The sequence below is a fragment of the Bacillus sp. FSL R10-2201 genome (assembly GCF_038008665.1).
Classification (GTDB): domain Bacteria; phylum Bacillota; class Bacilli; order Bacillales; family Bacillaceae_G; genus Bacillus_A; species Bacillus_A mycoides.
Genome location: NZ_JBBOZP010000001.1, coordinates 5,135,425 through 5,155,394, shown reverse-complemented (window position 1 = coordinate 5,155,394; position 19,970 = coordinate 5,135,425). Strand labels below are relative to the sequence as shown.

At 36.4% G+C, this 19,970-nt stretch carries 18 protein-coding genes and 1 riboswitch; of the genes, 15 read left to right on the top strand and 3 right to left on the bottom strand.

Translation table 11 applies throughout. The features are described from left to right. Positions 1–13 precede the first annotated feature (13 nt). From NSQ69_RS26735 to NSQ69_RS26715, 5 genes are all read left to right on the top strand, one after another. Positions 14–1,213, top strand: coding sequence for an MFS transporter (locus NSQ69_RS26735; protein WP_002016404.1), 1,200 nt, complete (start codon positions 14–16; stop codon positions 1,211–1,213). Between the two features lie 208 nt (positions 1,214–1,421). Further along, the gene (locus NSQ69_RS26730) at positions 1,422–2,138 is read left to right on the top strand and encodes a LytR/AlgR family response regulator transcription factor (protein WP_002089871.1); all 717 of its coding nucleotides are present in this window, start codon (positions 1,422–1,424) and stop codon (positions 2,136–2,138) included. A gap of 122 nt (positions 2,139–2,260) precedes the next feature. Next, the gene (gene cstA, locus NSQ69_RS26725; RefSeq protein ID WP_002089870.1) at positions 2,261–4,336 is read left to right on the top strand and encodes a carbon starvation protein CstA; all 2,076 of its coding nucleotides are present in this window, start codon (positions 2,261–2,263) and stop codon (positions 4,334–4,336) included. Further along, positions 4,329–4,532, top strand: a complete 204-nt coding sequence (locus NSQ69_RS26720) for a YbdD/YjiX family protein (protein WP_002130134.1) — start codon at positions 4,329–4,331, stop codon at positions 4,530–4,532. Before cstA ends, NSQ69_RS26720 begins: the two co-directional genes overlap by 8 nt. Positions 4,533–4,678: 146 nt before the next feature. Next, positions 4,679–5,734 (top strand): GGDEF domain-containing protein, encoded by a 1,056-nt coding sequence (locus NSQ69_RS26715; RefSeq protein WP_002167302.1) that lies wholly within the window; start codon positions 4,679–4,681, stop codon positions 5,732–5,734. Between the two features lie 111 nt (positions 5,735–5,845). Here NSQ69_RS26715 and pdxK read toward each other — a convergent pair whose 3' ends face one another. After that, complete coding sequence (gene pdxK, locus NSQ69_RS26710; protein WP_002016397.1) at positions 5,846–6,670, bottom strand: pyridoxine/pyridoxal/pyridoxamine kinase; 825 nt, start codon at positions 6,668–6,670, stop codon at positions 5,846–5,848. 134 nt (positions 6,671–6,804) lie between these two features. Between pdxK and NSQ69_RS26705 the strand changes: the two genes are divergently transcribed. The 3 genes from NSQ69_RS26705 to NSQ69_RS26695 all read left to right on the top strand — a co-directional run bounded on the left by NSQ69_RS26705 (position 6,805) and on the right by NSQ69_RS26695 (position 9,861). Next, entirely contained in the window at positions 6,805–8,376 is a 1,572-nt protein-coding gene (locus tag NSQ69_RS26705; RefSeq protein ID WP_002130130.1) for a GAF domain-containing sensor histidine kinase, read from the top strand. Between the two features lie 20 nt (positions 8,377–8,396). After that, on the top strand, positions 8,397–9,044 hold the full coding sequence (locus NSQ69_RS26700) for a response regulator (RefSeq protein ID WP_002016393.1): 648 nt from the start codon (positions 8,397–8,399) through the stop codon (positions 9,042–9,044). A 190-nt stretch (positions 9,045–9,234) separates the two neighbouring features. Beyond that, entirely contained in the window at positions 9,235–9,861 is a 627-nt protein-coding gene (locus NSQ69_RS26695) for an FMN-dependent NADH-azoreductase (RefSeq protein ID WP_078178094.1), read from the top strand. Between the two features lie 66 nt (positions 9,862–9,927). Here NSQ69_RS26695 and NSQ69_RS26690 read toward each other — a convergent pair whose 3' ends face one another. Beyond that, positions 9,928–11,157: a chloride channel protein gene (locus NSQ69_RS26690; RefSeq protein WP_033731129.1), complete on the bottom strand. Its 1,230-nt coding sequence runs from the start codon at positions 11,155–11,157 to the stop codon at positions 9,928–9,930. A 319-nt stretch (positions 11,158–11,476) separates the two neighbouring features. After that, positions 11,477–11,581: riboswitch (SAM riboswitch) on the top strand. A gap of 234 nt (positions 11,582–11,815) precedes the next feature. Between NSQ69_RS26690 and NSQ69_RS26685 the strand changes: the two genes are divergently transcribed. The 3 genes from NSQ69_RS26685 to NSQ69_RS26675 all read left to right on the top strand — a co-directional run bounded on the left by NSQ69_RS26685 (position 11,816) and on the right by NSQ69_RS26675 (position 15,440). Then, a complete protein-coding gene (locus NSQ69_RS26685) occupies positions 11,816–13,114 on the top strand; it encodes a bifunctional O-acetylhomoserine aminocarboxypropyltransferase/cysteine synthase (protein WP_002068601.1) in 1,299 nt (432 codons plus the stop codon). Then, entirely contained in the window at positions 13,098–14,003 is a 906-nt protein-coding gene (metA, locus tag NSQ69_RS26680; RefSeq protein WP_002143920.1) for a homoserine O-acetyltransferase MetA, read from the top strand. The genes NSQ69_RS26685 and metA overlap by 17 nt, the downstream gene beginning before the upstream one ends. Before the next feature lie 141 nt (positions 14,004–14,144). Then, positions 14,145–15,440, top strand: coding sequence for a homoserine dehydrogenase (locus tag NSQ69_RS26675; protein ID WP_002130122.1), 1,296 nt, complete (start codon positions 14,145–14,147; stop codon positions 15,438–15,440). Between the two features lie 29 nt (positions 15,441–15,469). Here the strand turns inward: NSQ69_RS26675 and NSQ69_RS26670 are convergent, their stop codons facing one another. Continuing rightward, positions 15,470–16,096, bottom strand: a complete 627-nt coding sequence (locus NSQ69_RS26670; RefSeq protein ID WP_002130121.1) for a YczE/YyaS/YitT family protein — start codon at positions 16,094–16,096, stop codon at positions 15,470–15,472. 98 nt (positions 16,097–16,194) lie between these two features. Here NSQ69_RS26670 and NSQ69_RS26665 point away from each other — a divergent pair, with 98 nt between their 5' ends. Genes NSQ69_RS26665 through NSQ69_RS26650 form a run of 4 tightly spaced genes read left to right on the top strand, consistent with a single transcriptional unit; the run spans position 16,195 to position 19,963 of the window. Beyond that, entirely contained in the window at positions 16,195–17,172 is a 978-nt protein-coding gene (locus NSQ69_RS26665; RefSeq protein ID WP_002167305.1) for a LacI family DNA-binding transcriptional regulator, read from the top strand. Positions 17,173–17,182: 10 nt separating this feature from the next. Then, a complete protein-coding gene (locus NSQ69_RS26660; RefSeq protein ID WP_078203730.1) occupies positions 17,183–18,064 on the top strand; it encodes an SGNH/GDSL hydrolase family protein in 882 nt (293 codons plus the stop codon). Further along, complete coding sequence (locus NSQ69_RS26655; protein WP_002089840.1) at positions 18,061–18,978, top strand: ABC transporter ATP-binding protein; 918 nt, start codon at positions 18,061–18,063, stop codon at positions 18,976–18,978. Before NSQ69_RS26660 ends, NSQ69_RS26655 begins: the two co-directional genes overlap by 4 nt. Next, complete coding sequence (locus tag NSQ69_RS26650) at positions 18,971–19,963, top strand: ABC transporter permease (protein ID WP_341099843.1); 993 nt, start codon at positions 18,971–18,973, stop codon at positions 19,961–19,963. Before NSQ69_RS26655 ends, NSQ69_RS26650 begins: the two co-directional genes overlap by 8 nt. The last annotated feature ends 7 nt before the right edge of the window (positions 19,964–19,970 follow it).

Sequence of the window (19,970 nt, the reverse complement as noted above, 5' to 3'; positions counted from 1 at the left end):
AGGAGGACTTCTTGTGAGCAAGGTAAAAGAAATTTCGAAGCGAAAGCTACTTGGTATAGCAGGGCTTGGCTGGCTATTTGATGCAATGGATGTTGGAATGCTTTCATTTGTAATCGTAGCACTCCAAAAAGATTGGGGATTAAGTACTCAAGAAATGGGTTGGATAGGTAGCGTTAATTCAATTGGTATGGCAGTAGGAGCGCTCCTTTTTGGGATACTATCAGATAAAATAGGACGGAAATCGGTCTTTATTATTACATTATTACTATTTTCTATCGGTAGTGGTTTAACTGCTTTAACGACGACATTCGCGATGTTCCTCGTTTTACGCTTTTTAATTGGTATGGGACTTGGCGGGGAACTTCCAGTTGCATCTACTCTTGTATCAGAAAGTGTTGAAGCGCACGAACGTGGAAAAATAGTTGTACTATTAGAAAGCTTTTGGGCTGGTGGTTGGTTAATCGCAGCTCTTATCTCATATTTTGTTATTCCTAAATACGGTTGGGAAGTTGCTATGGTATTAAGTGCAGTTCCAGCGTTATATGCTTTATATTTAAGATGGAATTTACCCGATTCTCCAAGATTCCAAAAGGTTGCAAAAAGGCCATCTGTTATTGAAAATATAAAATCGGTTTGGTCTGGAGAATATCGTAAAGCAACAATTATGTTATGGATTCTATGGTTTTGTGTGGTCTTTTCCTATTATGGAATGTTCCTTTGGTTACCTAGTGTAATGGTACTGAAAGGCTTTAGTTTAATAAAAAGTTTTCAGTACGTGCTCATTATGACTTTAGCTCAACTTCCAGGATATTTCACAGCTGCATGGTTTATTGAACGTCTTGGTCGTAAATTTGTATTGGTTACGTATTTAATTGGTACAGCATGTAGTGCTTATGTGTTCGGAATTGCGGATTCATTAACAGCATTAATAGTGGCGGGTATGTTACTATCCTTCTTTAATTTAGGTGCTTGGGGTGCATTATACGCTTATACACCGGAACAGTATCCAACAACTATTCGCGGTACAGGTGCAGGAATGGCAGCTGCATTTGGGCGTATTGGTGGTATTCTTGGACCACTATTAGTAGGGTATTTAGTTGCTTCACAAGCTTCACTATCGCTAATATTTACGATTTTCTGTGGATCAATTTTAATTGGGGCACTTGCTGTAGTTATACTTGGTCAAGAAACGAAACAGAGGGAATTAGTATAAAGAGAAACCTTAATCAGTGGTGTTTTGTCCATCAACCACTGATTATTAGCCCGCACCAATCGGGATAAAAGAAAAGGGGAACCAAAGTGGTTTCCTTTTTTCTGTTTTTTTAGATAAATAATGGTATAGTAAGAAAAAGGGAATGTTTCTTACTAAAGCGAATGTATACAACAAGACATATGGACAAAGGAATTAGGTGGCTGGATAAATGAAAATCTTACTTATCATGGAAGAAACAGAAGAGCGAAGAAAATTAGTTGAGAACTTTACTGAAAACATTCGAAATGTAGAATGTTTTGAAGCGAAAACTGGAACAGAATCTTTGCTAATAATGAAAAAACATACACCTGATTTTGTTTTTTTAAATTCGCAATTAATGGATGGTACTGGTTTTGAATATTCGAGTTTGTTACGAGAAGTGAATTGTTATACGAAATTTATTTTTATTGGTGAGGATATAGAAGAGGCAATTACAGCTTTTCGTTTCCAAGCGTTTTATTATTTATTACGACCATTTCGTGAAGAAGATTTACAATTCATTTTATATAAAATGGGAAAAGAACAAGGTGAGAAAGCAAAGAGTCATCTGCGTAAACTGCCGATAGAAGGCCATGAGGGGATTAGATATATTCTCCCGGAGGATATTGTATATATTAGTAAAAATAAGGAAAATAAAACCGTTTCAATTTATACAACGAATAATCAGTATATTTCAACATACACACTCCAGGAATTAGAAAATAAACTAAATGCATATGATTTTTTACGTGTACATAAAAGCTATTTAATTAATATGTCATATGTACAAGAACTTAAACCTTATTATAATGGCACGTATAATTTGCATTTAGACAGGTACGATGAGCAACCGATTCCAGTAAGCCGTAATTATGTAAAACGGCTTCGAAATAAAATTGAGCTATGACAAGTAATGAGAGAATTTTAACATAATAGCCTAGAAATCCTTCATGATAAGGAGGATTCAAATTAAATATTCAGAAAATTTAGTACAATCTCCTCTAAGAAGTAGTAATGGGGGGATTGTACGTGAAAACATTGAAATCAATTTTACTTTGGGGAGTTATTGCAGCAGTAGGAGCATCTGCTTTTGGTGTAATAGCTTTATCACAAGGTGAGACAATTAATGCTGTATGGCTATTAGTTGCGGCTGTATCAGTGTATGCGATTGCTTATCGCTTTTATAGTAGATTTATAGCAAGGAAAGTTTTTGGCCTAGATAATAATAGGCAAACGCCTGCTCATACTTTAAATGATGGGAAGGATTATGTTCCAACAAATAAATGGGTTTTATTCGGACATCACTTCGCTGCGATTGCAGGGGCAGGTCCTTTAGTAGGACCAATTTTGGCGGCGCAGATGGGATATTTACCTGGGACTATTTGGATTATTGTTGGGGTAGTTATTGCCGGAGCTGTACAAGATTTTGTAATTTTATTTGCTTCAATGAGACGTAATGGTAAATCATTAGGAGAAATGATTAAAGATGAAATTGGTCCTGTTACAGGATTAATTGCGATGATTGGTATTTTAGGTATTATGATAATTTTATTAGCAGTATTAGCTTTAGTAGTTGTGAAGGCACTTGTTGGAAGCCCATGGGGAATGTTTACAATCGCAGCAACAATTCCAATTGCTATTTTAATGGGAGTTTACATGCGTTACATTAGACCAGGGCGAGTAGGGGAAGGATCAGTAATCGGTATTGTTCTACTAGTCCTATCGCTTATTGGTGGACAGTATGTAGCAGAAAATCCAACACTTGCAAGTATGTTTACTTTTAGTGGTGAAACAATTGCTATTATGCTTATCGTATATGGATTCATTGCATCGGCATTACCAGTTTGGATGCTCCTTGCACCACGTGATTATTTAAGTACATTTTTAAAAATAGGAACGATACTTGGATTAGCAATTGGTATTTTAATTGTAGCTCCAGATTTGAAGATGCCGGCAGTATCTAAGTTTATTGATGGAACAGGCCCTGTCTTCTCCGGGAATTTATTTCCGTTCTTATTTATTACAATAGCTTGCGGTGCTGTCTCTGGATTCCACGCTCTCGTTTCATCAGGTACGACGCCGAAAATGATTGAGCAAGAAGGTCATGCACAGCCAATTGGTTATGGGGCAATGTTAATGGAATCATTTGTAGCAGCGATGGCTATGATTGCAGCTTGTGTATTAACACCAGGAACTTATTTTGCAATTAATAGTCCAGCAGCGCTGATCGGAACAGATGTATCACAAGCGGCTCAAGTTATTTCTTCGTGGGGATTTGCTATTACACCGAATGAATTAAAAGAACTTGCTGTTAACGTCGGAGAACAGACCATTTTATCACGTACAGGTGGCGCACCAACATTAGCAATTGGTATGGCACATATATTTTCACAAGTAATAGGTGGAACGGCGATGATGGCATTTTGGTACCATTTTGCCATTCTTTTTGAAGCACTATTTATTTTAACAACGATTGATGCTGGAACACGTGTAGGACGATTTATGATTCAAGATATTTTAGGGCATGTGTACAAGCCGTTTGCTAAAACAGATTCCACAATAGCGAATGTGGTTGCTACAACGTTATGCGTATTAGGCTGGGGGTACTTCTTATATCAAGGGGTGGTTGACCCTCTCGGTGGAATTAATACGCTATGGCCACTTTTCGGTATTGCAAATCAAATGTTAGCGGGGATTGCACTATTACTTGGAACGACAATTTTATTCAAAATGGGGAAAAAGGCATACGTTTGGGTAACGCTTATTCCGACTATAGGATTACTTATTGTAACGATGACAGCTGGTTATCAAAAGTTATTTCATGAAAATCCTAAAATAGGATTTCTATCACATGCGAAAGTATTTCAGGGAGCATTAGATGATGGTAAGGTATTAGCTCCAGCTAAAAATGTTGCACAAATGAAACAAATTATTTTTAATGACTATATTGATGCGGCACTTTGTGGAATTTTTATGATAGTTGTAATTGCTGTATTAATTTCTGCACTTCGAATTTGGATTCAAGTATTAAGAAATAAGCCAATGCCGTTAAAAGAGGCACCATATATTCCAAAAGATGAAAGTGAGTCGAGGAACTATGCTTAAAAATTTACGGAACGTATGGGGAAAGAGAAAGCAATTTATTAGTTTACTTGTCGGAGTTCCAAGTTATGAAACGTATGTAAATCACATGAAAATAAATCATCCAGAAGAGAAAATTCTATGTCAAAAGCAATTTTTTGCTGAGGCACAAGAAGCTAGATTTAATGCAAAAGGCGGAAAGATATCACGATGTTGTTAATGGAGGAGACGAAATTTCGTCTCCTTTTTTATTTTGCTGTTCCACGTGGAACAATAAAATAAAAAGTTTGGGAATTATAGGGATTTCGTAATACTATAACATATAGAAAGGGATAGAAGGAAAAGAAAAAGTAGGGAGATTATTTTATGTTTAGAGATCTATTTGTAAATATGACAATCATTCTGTCCTTTATCTTTGTAGGTGCTCAGCTTTTAAGAGATAAGCCATTAAAAGAAGGATTCTCTTTTTGGCAGAAATGTTTGGTCGGTATTTTAACTGGGATATTAAGTATATTATTGATGCATTTTGGTGTACATATTGAAGATATTATGTTGGATTTACGTTATTTAGCTGTTGTTTTGGCGATTATAATCGGTGGCCCGATAGCTAGTAGTATAACAGTTATGATCACTTTAATAACACGGGTATTTTTTACTGAGTATTCTTTAGCCTCTGAATTGGCTTGCTATACTATCGTGGCAATAGGGATTGGTGTTACTCTCATTTGGCGGATGAAGATTTCTATATTTACAAAATGGATATGGTTTAATGTATATAGTTTATCTATTTTAATACTACCACTTTATATTTTATTTAAGGATATATATGTAGTGGCATTATATTTAGTTTGTTGTATTGTAGCGGCATACGTCACATTTGTAAGTGCAAGTTATGTATTGCAATCCAATGAATTATTTCAAACGATGAAGCATTATGCAACGATAGATGCATTAACGAATCTAGGAAATGTAAGACAGTTTGATTTCGAGATGAATCGTCATATTGGTAGCAAGCATATGAAAAATGATTCACTTTGTTTATTACTTATCGATATTGATCACTTTAAGTATGTAAATGATACGTACGGTCATCCTGCTGGAGATGAAGTGTTAAAACAACTAGGGCGTATTTTGTTAGAAAATGCACCATTCCCAAATTTAGTCTTTCGAAAGGGTGGCGAAGAGTTTGCTCTGTTGTTACCAAAAAAGAGAGTAGCATTTGGAACTCGTATAGGGGAACAAATTCGACTAGCAGTTGAAAAGCATTCATTTCAACTGCAAAATGGGGGAAAAATTAAAATTACAGTTTCTGTTGGGCTTTCAGAATATAAAAAATCACCTGAGCAATTTATTCAATCAGCGGATGATGCGTTATATTATTCGAAAAGAAATGGTAGAAACAAGGTTAGTTCAGCATCATAGGAATTCGGGGAGTACTTTAAAAGATTTCTGTAAAGTAATTAAAACCCACAGAACAATAAATGTTCTGTGGGTTTTAATCTATTTTTAAATTTATTAATAAAAAGCGTTATGTTAGACAAGTTCTTTCGGTGCAACGAATTTGCGGTATGCACCGTGATGTGTTGGTCCTACATATTCGTTAATCTTAAATGAATGACGAATTGCAGCTGTGATGAATTCTTTCGCAGTTTTTACTGCTTCTTTCACCGTTTTTCCTTTTGCAAGTTCTGCTGTAATTGCAGCAGAATATGTACAACCTGCACCGTGTGTATTTGTCGTATCAATCTTTTCTGATTCTAGAAGATCGAATGTTTCGCCGTCATATAACACATCAATAGCAGTTTCTGTGCCTAGTTTGCTACCACCTTTAATCAGTACGTATTTAGCGCCTAAAGCATGGATTTTTTTTGCAGCTTCTTTCATGTCCTCAAGAGAATTAATTTTCACACCACTTAATTGATATGCTTCAAATAAGTTTGGCGTTACGACTAATGCCTTTGGAACAAGAACGTCACGTAAGCAGTCATTTGTTTCAGGATGTAACGCTTCATCCGCTCCTTTACATACCATAACAGGATCAACTACTACATTTTCGAAATTGTGCTTTTCAATTGTTTCCGCAACCATTTCGATAATTTCTACTGATCCAAGCATACCCGTTTTTAAAGCATCTACGCCAACGCCTTCAATTGTCGTTTCTAATTGTGGTTTTAATGTAGAAGCTGGGATTGGGAATACGTTATGTGCCCAACCGTTATGTGGATCCATCGTTACGATTGTCGTAAGAGATGTCATTCCGTATACACCAAGTTCTTGGAATGTTTTTAAATCTGCTTGTATACCAGCACCGCCACTTGTGTCAGAACCAGCGATAGTAAGTGCCTTATTCAATGTCATTATGAAAGCCCCCTCAAGTGATATAATGAAAACTATGTTTTCACCATTATATCAATGTTACGAATAAGTACAAAGTGAAAAGTAGATGATTTATGTTAAGTACTATTTAAAATCTTGTATGTAGGAGACGAATTATGTTTCAAGAGAATCGTACAAATGAATTAGTTATATTAAAAGAGATTGCAGAAACGTTGAATACCTCAAATGATACATATCACGTACTTCAAGCTGTGCTGGAAAAGCTGTTGAATGTAACTGGTTTAACGACAGGGTGGATTTTCCTTGCGGATGAAAATGGTAGATATACAAAATTAATTGATTACCAATTACCAGAGGGATTGAAATTCGAAAATAAACGACCGATGTGTGAGGGGAATTGCTGGTGCTTACACCGCTTTGTGGAAGGAAAACTAGAGCGAGCAGTTAATATTATTGAATGTAAGAGAATTAATAATGCGATTGAATACAACTGGGGAGATACAGAAGGGATTGTACATCATGCGACAGTACCGCTAAAAGCGGGAGAAGATGAATTTGGCGTGTTAAATGTAGCTAGCCCAGGTAAAACGCATTTTTCGGAAGAAGAATTAGTACTATTACAATCAGTTGCCTTTCAAATTGGAACGGCATTAAAGCGTACAAAACTGTATGAAAATGAAAAGAGAAGAGCTCATTATTATGTAAAGTTAGAACGCTTTATTCAAGCTTTAAGGACAATTCATAAATTTAATGCATTACCAGAAGAGATTGTAATGCAAATAGGGAGCTTATTTCTATGGGAGCAAGTTGTATTCTTTATTAGAGAAGAAAATGAACTAGCTGTGAGAGCTTCTTATAAGAAAGGTGAACTACAAGATGATTTGAGGGCAGTAGCACAGGAAGCGTTGGAAAAAGAAGAATCTGTCTTGTCGAAGCGTCAGGTTGGTAATATAGAGCATCCCAATAGGACAGTTATCGCTATTCCGATACATATTCAAGATCATATATTTGGAGTATTAAGTGTAAGTTCTAATAATGGAGAATTTGATATAAATACGATAGATGTAGTACAAGCGTTAGCAAATCATATTTCATTAATGATAGAGAACTTAAGATTAAATGAAAAACGCCGCGAACTTGTACGAATGGAAGAGCGTAATCGTTTAGCTAGAGATTTACATGATTCTGTTTCACAAAAGTTGTTTTCATTAACGTTTATGACGAAAGGCGCTGAAGCTGTCTTAAAGGGTCAAAATGAAAAGGTAGATCAGTCTTTGTATGAGATGCGTGAATTAGCACAAGGTGCCTTAAAAGAAATGAGGACATTAATTTGGCAGCTCCGTCCGGCTGGATTAGAGAAAGGGTTATTACCAGCTTTAAAGCAGTATGGTGAAAGTTTAGGATTGAAAATTCGGGAACAAGTTACAGGTGTACGTGATTTGCCGCGTGTAGTAGAAGAAGCGCTATGGCGAATTGGACAAGAAGCTTTAAATAACGTAAGTAAGCATGCGAATGTAAGAGAAGCGACGATTTATTTCAAAGTGACGGAGAAAAATGTATCATTAGAAATAGTCGATCAAGGAAATGGGTTTGTAGAAAAGGATATAAAAGAGAAGAAATCACTCGGTATGACTACGATGCGTGAAAGAGTAGAATTAGTTGGTGGAACAATTAAAATTGTAAGTAGTAAGAAACGAACGAGTATAAAAGTAAACGTACCATTATGATGTGAAAATGAGGGAAGTTTGTGAAAATAAAAGTATTGTTAGTTGATGATCATACAGTTGTTTTAAAAGGATTAGCATTTTTTCTAAGCACACAGGAAGATTTTGAATTAGTTGGTGAAGCAAATAATGGGAAAGAGGCGCTAGTGAAAGTAGGCGAAACGAGTCCAGATGTCGTATTAATGGATTTATATATGCCTGAGATGGATGGAATTGAGGCAACAGCTTGTATTAAAAAAGAATATCCAAACGTGAAAGTAATTGTATTGACTAGTTTTTCTGATCAAGCTCATGTATTGCCGGCACTAAAAGCTGGGGCGAGCGGTTATATTTTAAAAGATATCGAACCAGATCAGCTTGTTGAAGCTATTCGAAGCGCGTATAAAGGTAATATTCAATTACATCCAGATATAGCAAATGCCCTTCTTTCTCAAACATTACCACAGGAAGAGAAAGAAGAAGAACCTTCCGTTCAAGTGGATGTATTAACAGCGAGAGAAAATGAAGTATTGCAGTTATTGGCGAAAGGGATGAGTAATAAAGAAATTGCTTCTGTTTTAGTTATTACAGAAAAAACGGTAAAAGCTCATATGAGTAGTATTTTGAGTAAGTTACATTTATCCGATCGCACACAAGCAGCATTATATGCAGTGAAAAATGGAATTGTATAAGACAAAAGTCGTAAGACCTAGTTCGCCTTTAGAAGGTGGACTTTTTTTATGGAAAAATACGTCTATGTGAGGACGTAATTGTCTTGATATAAAGATAAAATGTATTTGTAAGCAACAATAATTATAAGGGAGTACCCTTTTTCGTAAGTGATATATAACAACATAAGAGTGAGTAGTAGGAGGAAAAACAATGGCAACAGTTTTATTTGTAAAAGCAAACAACCGCCCAGCGGAACAAGCAGTTAGTGTGAAATTATACGAGGCATTTTTAGCAAACTATAAAGAAGCACATCCAAATGATACAGTGGTAGAACTTGATTTATATAAAGAAGAATTACCATATGTAGGCGTAGATATGATTAATGGTACATTCAAAGCAGGTAGAGGATTTGATTTAACAGAAGAAGAAGCAAAAGTGGTAGCAGTTGCTGATAAGTATTTAAATCAATTTCTAGAAGCTGATAAAGTAGTTTTCGGTTTCCCATTATGGAACTTAACGATTCCAGCCGTATTACACACGTATATTGATTATTTAAACCGTGCTGGTAAAACGTTTAAATATACACCAGAAGGTCCAGTTGGGCTTATTGGAGATAAGAAGATTGCGTTATTAAATGCACGCGGCGGCGTATATTCTGAAGGACCAGCAGCTGAAATGGAAATGGCTGTAAAATATGTAGCGAGCATGATGGGCTTCTTCGGCGCAACAAATATGGAAACGGTAGTTATTGAAGGACATAACCAATTCCCAGATCAAGCAGAAGAGATCATTGCAGCAGGTCTTGAAGAAGCGGCTAAAGTAGCAAGTAAATTTTAATTAAAAATATAATCGTCACTCGAAAAAACAGCATTAACATTTAAATGTTAATGCTGTTTTTTTATATTAATTTGTAGTTTCGTTATGTTTAGGAAGCGGAAATGCATTCCCAATCGCTGCTGCCCCGAGCATCGGTAATAATAAATTGAGCGGGAAAAACATGAGTAATAGTAATGTTATAGCTATTGGTTTTCTTAATGCATAGCTTGAAATAGCTGTCGTGACGATGGCTACAGAAGCTATTGGATCTATAGGGATAATAGAAGCTATAGCATATCCGATACTTGATCCAGCAAATATAATTGGGAAAATATGTCCGCCGCGCCAACCCGTATTTAAACAAACGGCAGTAATACATAATTTTAAAACTCCTGAAAGAAGTAGTACCCAAAAGGATAAATGGCTCCATTCAACGACTAAATCTTTTAATTGATGTTCCCCTGAAAATAACGTGTACGGGAGAAAAGTTCCTGTAACCCCTAATAAAATACCGCCTATAATTCCAAGTGATACCTTGTATTCCCTGAAGGGGTGGATTAATTTCTCTAATGTGAATTCTAATTTGAAGTAAAAGAAACCAACTATAGCACCAATGCTAGCAAGTGGTAGAAAGGCGATCCATTCATTAAGAGCAAGAGACCCTTCCCCAAAATCAACAATAAAGGATCCACGATTATCGAGTTTACTAAGCAATAAATAAACGGAAAAACCAGCAAAAGTGGTAGCTAAATATACGATTGCTTTTTTTCCTTTCGAAAATTCATTAATTTGCTTATCCTCATTTTCATTGGGAGCTAAATAACCGAATAATGGTGCATTAAAAATAACACTTAAAGTGGCACCAATTCCAACCTCTGTTAGTTCATTCATTCCCTTTAAAGCAAATTTAAAGCGATCTCCTACCCATGTACAAAGTCCACCGATAATTCCAACAAGTGCAGCTTCTGGTCCTAAACTAGCTCCAAATATTAAAACGATAATCGCAGTTAAAGTAGCTTTATGTACAAAACGGTATTCAATTCTACCTGTTTTTTTATATTCAGCCATCACTTCCGGCATAAGACGTGGATATGTACCGAAGTATTTTTGTGTTAAACCAACGAGGATACCACCGATGATTGTTACACAAATGGTGTAATAAGGGGGAGAAGAGAAAAGAGTAGGTAAGTATCCCCAAATAAAGTGAATTCCGATATTTATTGTGACTAAAAATGACCAGACCGTGACTCCTACTATAGAGCCTAAAAGAATGCCATATAGGACGAGTATATGGTGCATGTCTTTTTTATTTTTCATGTTCTACCTCCGTTATGTAAGTTTTCATGTAGAAAAGATTAAATATGCTAGTGTGAAATGAATTGAATATATATAGTATCTTTTTGAGAGGGTGGCTTATTCAATATATTGGGATCTCATGAAAATTTGAAACCAACGCGGTTAAACCACCTATTTAATTCTATATATGGATTGGAGTTTTTAAAAGGTCTTTTTCAAATGAATATGGAATATATTTCTTTTATTGTTTGTATTAAATTCCTTGCATTTAATTTAGAACATTCAGAAAAACTATTTGACATCAGGAAATTATTGCTATAAAATCAACGGTAATTGCATAGTCTTATCAAGAAAAGGTGGAGGGACAGGCCCGATGAAACCTTGGCAACAGCCGTATAACGGAATTGTGCCAAATCCTGCAGGTAATAATCCTGAGAGATAAGAAAGAGCCTTAGAGCGTGTTTTCAAACTGCTCCTTTCTTGTTTTCAGGGAAGGGGCAGTTTTTTATTTTGGATAAAGTGAAACTTTAATCAGTGGGGGTTTTGCCCCTCCCCCGCTAATTATTAGCCTTCATCAATCGGGCAGTTATCTCCCGCCTAACTTCCTCGCATTTGCCGAATTTGGAGGTGGGAGTCTTACTACCCGCAAATAGCGGGAGAAAAGAAAGGAGAATGAGAGATGGGAGAGTCATGGGGGAAAGGAACGATTTGTGTGCAAGGTGGCTATACGCCAAAAAATGGTGAACCGCGTGTTTTGCCACTTTATCAAAGTACAACGTATAAATACGATACGTCAGATGATTTAGCGGCACTATTTAATTTAGAGGCAGAAGGATATATATATACGCGTATTGGAAATCCTACTCTAGCTGCATTTGAGCAGAAGTTATCAGATTTAGAAGGCGGTGTAGGGGCTGTTGCAACAGCTTCTGGGCAGGCAGCCATTATGCTTGCGGTTTTAAATATTTGCAGTAGTGGAGACCATTTGCTTTGTTCTTCAACTGTTTACGGAGGAACGTTTAATTTATTTGGAGTGAGTTTGCGAAAGCTGGGCATAGATGTTACGTTCTTTAATCCTAATTTAACGGCAGATGAAATTGCGGCACTTGCTAATGATAAGACAAAACTCGTTTATGCAGAGTCGTTAGGAAATCCAGCAATGAACGTTTTGAATTTCAAAGAACTTTCAGCAGCAGCAAAAGAATTAGAAGTACCTTTTATCGTTGATAATACATTAGCGACGCCTTATTTATGCCAGGCGTTTGAACATGGGGCAAATATCATTGTCCATTCTACAACGAAATATATTGATGGCCATGCAAGTTCTCTAGGCGGGATTGTAATAGATGGAGGGAACTTCGATTGGACAAATGGAAAATACCCTGAGCTTGTCGAACCTGACCCGAGTTATCATGGCGTAAGCTATGTTCAAAATTTTGGAGCAGCAGCGTATATTGTGAAAGCACGCGTTCAGTTATTAAGAGACTACGGAAACTGTATGAGCCCATTCAATGCATATATTAGCAACATTGGCCTGGAAACATTGCATTTACGAATGGAGCGTCATAGTGAAAATGCTCTCGAAGTTGCTAAGTGGCTTGCTAATCATGATCGCATTGAATGGGTGAATTATCCAGGATTAGATAGTAATGAAAATTACTCGTTAGCACAAAAGTATTTGAAAAAAGGTGCTAGTGGAGTTTTAACATTTGGTATTAAGGGCGGATTAGAAGCAGCAAAAGAATTTATCGCAAATGTAAAGCTTGCAACTCTTGTAACGCATGTAGCTGATGCAAGAACTTGTGTAATACATCCTGCTAGTACGACGCACAGACAATTAAGCGCAGAAAATCAGCGTTTAGCTGGCGTTACATCTGATTTAATCCGTTTATCGGTCGGTATAGAAGATGTTTCTGATATTATTGCAGATTTAGAAGCGGCGCTAGTCGGAGGTAAACAACATGCCGATCATAATTGATAAAGATTTACCAGCTCGCAAAGTATTGCAGAAGGAAAATATTTTTGTAATGACGAAGGAGCGAGCAGTAACACAAGATATACGTGCTTTGAAAATTGCTATATTAAATTTAATGCCCACAAAGCAAGAAACAGAGGCGCAATTACTTCGTTTAATTGGAAATACGCCGTTGCAATTAGATGTGCATTTACTTCATATGGAATCGCATCTGTCTCGCAATGTAGCGCAGGACCATTTAACGAGCTTCTATAAAACATTTCGTGATATTGAGGATGAAAAATTTGATGGACTCATTATTACAGGAGCACCAGTTGAAACTCTTTCTTTTGAAGAGGTAGATTATTGGGAAGAGCTTGGACGTATTATGGAGTATTCAAAAACGAATGTAACATCTACGCTTCATATTTGCTGGGGGGCACAAGCAGGTTTGTATTATCACTATGGTGTGCCGAAGTATCCTCTTGCGGAAAAAATGTTTGGTGTATTTGAACATGAGGTTCGCGAGCAACATGTGAAATTGTTACAAGGGTTTGATGAAGTGTTTTTTGCTCCGCATTCTCGTCATACAGAAGTAAGAGAGAGTGATATTGAAAAGGTGAAAGAATTAACGTTATTAGCCAATTCTGAAGAAGCAGGTGTTCATCTTGCTATTGGGCAAGAGGGAAGGCAAGTTTTCGCACTCGGACATAGTGAATACAGTTGTGATACGTTAAAGCAAGAATACGAACGGGACTGCCAAAGAGGGTTAAATATTGATGTGCCAAAAAATTATTTTAAACATAATAATCCAGATGAGAAGCCACTTGTTAGGTGGAGGAGTCATGGGAATTTATTATTCTCTAATTGGCTGAATTATTATGTGTATCAAGAAACCCCTTATATATTGTAAATAATGATTGTATAACACGTGGTAGCGTTTTATTTGTAAAGATTAACCTTTATTTTTCTTAATATTCAAAATACATTGTTTTTCAGATTTTTTGTCTATATAATGGCATCTAAACACAATTTTTGAGGGGTGGACAGTATTATGAAAGACATTCAAGTGGGGTTATTAGGTCTTGGGACAGTTGGTAGTGGTGTAGTTCGTATTATTACAGATCATCAAGAACGACTTATACACCAAGTAGGTTGTCCAGTGAAAGTAACGAAAGTATTGGTGCAAAACATTGAGAAAGAGAGAGAAGTAGACGTGCCTTCTACTCTATTAACACAAGATGTGAATGAAATTTTAGATAATCCTAATATTGATGTTGTCATTGAAGTAATGGGCGGCATTGATGATGCAAAAGCATATATTTTACAAGCTTTAAAAAGCGGGAAGCACGTTGTGACTGCAAATAAAGATTTAATGGCGTTACACGGAGCGGAACTCTTAGCGGTAGCAAAAGATAATAAGGCTGATTTATTTTACGAAGCGAGTGTAGCTGGAGGGATTCCAATTTTACGAAGCATCGTAGAAGGACTTTCCTCAGATCTTATTACGAAAGTAATGGGAATTGTAAATGGAACGACAAATTTTATTTTGACGAAAATGTCAGACGAAGGGAGAGCATATAACGACGTGTTAAAAGAAGCTCAGCAGCTTGGATTTGCAGAAGCAGATCCAACATCAGACGTAGAAGGTTTAGATGCAGCAAGAAAAATGACGATTTTGGCTACCCTCGGTTTCTCTACAAATGTAGAGCTTGGAGATGTGAAGGTAAAAGGAATTACTTCTATTACAGCAGAAGATATTGAATATAGTAAGAGCTTAGGCTATACAATTAAATTAATTGGTCTTGCAAAGCGAGATGGCGAGAAATTAGAGGTTACAGTTGAGCCAACTTTACTTCCAAATGCACACCCTCTTGCGGCAGTGCAAAATGAATATAATGCTGTCTATGTGTATGGTGAAGCGGTAGGAGAAACGATGTTTTATGGACCGGGAGCAGGAAGTTTACCGACAGCGACAGCTGTTGTTTCTGACCTAGTTGCTGTAATGCAAAATATTAGGCTTGGTGTAAACGGAAATAGTGCGGTAGTCCCGCAATATCAAAAGGTACTAAAAGAGCCAGATGAAATTGTTGTGAAAAAGTTTTTAAGACTTCATGTGAAAGACGAAATTGGTGTGTTTGCAAAAATCACATCATTGTTCTCTGAGCGCGGTGTTAGTTTTGAAAAGATTATTCAAATGCCACTTGAAGAGAAAGGGAAAGCAGAAATCGTAATCGTAACGCATCGTGCTTCTCTTGCGGATTATGAGTACATTCTACATACATTGCAATCGTATGAAGAAATAGATTGTGTGAAAGCAAATTATCGAATTGAAGGAGATGCTAAGTAGTATCTCTTCTAATAAAACGAAAAAACCTATTAAGCGGCTTGCTTAATAGGTTTTTTTCTATTTAAAATTTGCGTACCAACTTGAATAAAAGCTTGAATAATCCAACCTGTTGTAAAGGATAAGATAATTGTTCCAAAATAGATTGGCCCATCTAATAAGAAGCTTAATGTTAAAAATAAAAAAGCTAATGAAATTTCTGTTCTTCTAAATGTCCATTTCTTTTTCTCAGCAACAGTTAAAACGAAAGCCTCTTGAGGTGCTGCGCAAAGGTTAGTAGAGACGTAAAGACCAATTCCGGCTCCGACGAATAGATTTCCGCAAACAAGTGTTATATATTTTGGAAGAGAGCGGATAATGTCCATAATAGTCGTAATAGAACCAACCCAATCAACAAAAAGAGAAATAAGAATCATTGTGACAATTGTGCCGATTGTAATTTGTTTTTTGTCCCAAAAGAGTACGATCAGGGTAAAAACAAAGTTAATCATGAAAATCCAAAAACCAATACTTATCCCAAAATTTTGATATAGTGCAATAAAGAAGGAATCATAAGGGCTAAGTCCAAAGGAAGTAATTGTCGTCATCATATTAATACCGATGGCGAGAATGAGTAAACCGCCAATGAAAAATATATATTCTAGTTTGAATCGAAGCATAGTTGTATATCCTTTCAAAATGTATTTGCTAAGAAAGCATATACTGTGGAAAGCTTACCAGGTCAAGCGAGAATTTTTGAGGGGAAGGGGAGAATGAGATGACTAATATAAGAAAGATTGCTGAACTTGCTGGTGTATCTGTTTCAACTGTTTCACGTGTACTCAATAATCATCCGTATGTGAATGAACAGAAACGAAAAGAGATTTTAGCGATTATTGAAGAATTAAATTATACGCAAAATGTGAATGCGATTCATTTAGTGAAAGGAAAAACGAATGTAATTGGCGTGTTATTGCCGCACGTAAATGATCAATATTACAGTGCCATTATTGGGGGGATATCAAAGGAAACCGCAAAGAACAATTATAATATGATGCTTTGCCAGACAAATTATAGCGAGGAAAAAGAGCTTGAAATTTTACATATGTTAAAAATGAAAAAGCTTGATGGAGTAATTATATGTTCACGGACAAATAGTAAGGAAAAACTTGAAGAGTATACGAAGTTTGGTCCAATTGTGATGTGTGAAGAAATAGATTCAAAATTCATTTCGAGTGTACATATTGATTACTACAAAGTATTTTTGCGCGGGATGAAAAGCTTAATAGATGCTGGTCATACACGTATCGGATATTGCATTGGAAGAAGTAATAGTATTAATAGCCAGAGGCGAAAAAAGGCGTATGAAGATTCACTTCAACAGATTGTTGTAACACCGTTAGATGCCTGGAAGTTTAAGGGCTGTTTTACGGTGGAAGATGGGCGCAATGTAGTCAGGGAATGGGCTCGTATGTCTGTAAAACCGACGGCTTTTCTTGTATCTTGCAATCATATTGCTGCAGGAATGGTAACGGAGGCGAAAAAACAAGGAATTCGTATCCCAGAGGATATTACGATTATCGGATGTGATGATCAAGAGGTGGCAAATATATTAGGTATTACGACGATTTCGCATTCTAGTAAAAATGTTGGTGTAAAGGCATTTGAATTATTATATGAAAAGATTAATGATGAGGAAATAGATGTGAAACATGTAGAGTTATTACCAGGTTTGGTAGATAGGGAAACGACATAATAGAGAAGGTGTGAAAATCGCTTTTCGAAAATTCGTTTGGTATAATTATGGACAATCTATAGGGGCTAAAAGGGGTTTTGATATGAGATCAAAATTAGTAAAAGTAATTCTACTCATTACAATTGCGTCTTTCTGTTTATTTGCATACGGTTTTGTTTCGGGTGTAAATGATGTATTAAATCCGAAAGCTTCAAAATTAATTACGAAGACTGACGTATTGGAAAAAGAGAAAAAGAAAACAGGAACGTTACAAGTAGTTAGTTTAGGTGATTCGTTAACGCGCGGCGTTGGTGATAAAGAAGGAATTGGCTATATTGGACGAATGAAAGAGAATTTACAAAAAGATTATAAACAAAAAGTTGCACTAAGCAATTTGGCAGTTAGTGGTGCGAAAATGCCCGATTTATTAAAACAAATCGAAAGCAGCGGAGCTCAATATTCAATTAAGCAAGCAGATGTAATTGTTTTAACAATTGGAGGAAATGATTTGTTCCCAGGATGGGAATCGCTCGGAAAGATAGATTTAGAGACGTATCGTCCTGATACGGAAACGTTTCAAAATGAAGCGAAGAAAATTATAGAAGAAATTCGTAAATTAAACACAGATAGTCCTATTTTTTGGCTAGGTTTATACAATCCTTTTGAGGATGTAGAAGATTTAAGAGGTTCATCAAATATTGTTGTTGATTGGAATGCTTCTTTAGAGAAGTTAGCATTAAATGATAAAAATGTATATATTACACCGACATTTGATTTATTCCAAAATCATGGGAAAGATTTATTATACTCCGATCATTTTCATCCGAATGAAGTAGGCTACACATATATGGCAGAGCGATTAGTCCAAAACGTCGTAAGTAAATTAAAACTAGAGCAAGGAGGGATAAAATGACGACGATACTTTCTGTACGAGACTTGAAGAAGGTAATTGGAAAGAAGACGCTTGTAGAGGACATTTCATTTGATGTAAAACAAGGAGAAGTGTTTGGGTTTTTAGGACCGAACGGAGCCGGGAAAACGACAACAATTCGAATGTTAGTCGGACTGATTAAAGCGACAGAAGGTACTATTTCTATCGGTGGTTATTCTATTAAGGAAAATTTCAGAGAAGCGATGCGTCAAATTGGAAGTATAGTTGAAAACCCAGAGCTTTATACATATTTAACGGGATGGGAAAACTTAAAGCAATTTGCGCGCATGCTTGGTGATATATCAGATGAACGTATTATTGAAATTGCAAAAATGGTTCATTTAGATGAGCGTATTCACGATAAGGTAAAAACATATTCCCTTGGTATGAAGCAGCGTCTTGGAATTGCACAGGCGCTGCTTGGAAACCCGAAATTGCTCATATTAGATGAACCGACGAATGGTTTAGATCCAGCTGGGATTAGAGAACTTAGGGAATTTATACATAAGCTTGTAAAAGAAGAAAATATGAGTGTATTTATTTCGAGTCACTTGCTAAGTGAAGTGCAACTGATATGCGACCGTGTTGCTATTATTCATAAAGGAAAAATGATAACAGTTGCACCTATTGAAGAGTTGATCAAAACAGCGAGTGATCGTGTGGAATGGGTCGTTACACCGATTTCCAAAGCGAAAGACATGTTAGACGCTGCTGAAGAGATAGAGGAAGTTAGTGTAGAAGATGAGCGTTTATTATGTCGTATGGATGTCGCGTCTATTAATGTTTGGAATAAGCATTTTGTAGAAAACGGGATAGATGTACATAGCGTCAAAGAGCTTGTATTTACGCTAGAAGATTTATTTATTGAACTCACAAGGGGTGAGCAACATGCGTGAATTTGCGAATCTAGTTTTAAATGAATCAGAAAAGATTTATCGTAAGAAACGAATTGTTGTTGTCATGCTTATTTTAGCAATCTTGATTCCACTTTTTGTGTATGCTCAGTATCGTGAAATAGAAACGACGCAAAAAAGGCTTGGTACGACCGATTGGAAAGTATCATTACAGCAACAAATTGTTGATTCACAAAACCGCTTGAACAATTCTAGATTGCCAGAAGAATGGCGGGATTGGTTAAAAGTAAGAGTGGAACAACAACAATATTATTTAGATCATAATATTAATCCGACTGCGCCAGGAGCACCGACATTTGTGAGGGCGTTTATTGAACAAGGAATAACGTTATTTATTCCATTGCTCGTTATGATTGTCGCCATTGATATTGTTTCAGGAGAACGAAGCGATGGTACGATGAAAATGCTTCTGACGAGGCCAATTCGGCGCTGGAAAATACTCCTTAGTAAATATGTGACGATGTTATTTTTCATTTCGCTCATATTGCTTCTTGTCGGTTTGTTTGCTTACGCATTATCAGGGCTTGTATTTGGATACTCTGGATGGAATTTACCTGTGTTAACAGGATTCGTCATTGATAAGGAAACGTTAAATACGAACTTTGTCCACCTTATTCCGCAGTGGCAATACATTTTAATGGCGTACGGACTAGCTTGGTTTGTTGCTATCGTTGTTGGAACTATATCATTTATGGTCTCTGTTTTAATTCGTAATACACCAGCTGGTATGGGCGTTATGTTAGCTGCGTTAATTGCAGGCGGCATTTTAAGTTCATTCGCAACGTCTTGGGAAGGTGCGAAATACATTTTTAGTGTCAACTTATCGCTAACGGATTATTTATCAGGAAAACTGCCTGCATTACAAGGATTATCAATGGGATTTTCTTTAATAAATTTAACGGTTTGGGCAGTAGTATCTCTTACCATTTCGTTTGTAGTATTTACAAGGCAGGATATGGTGAATTAATTGGATA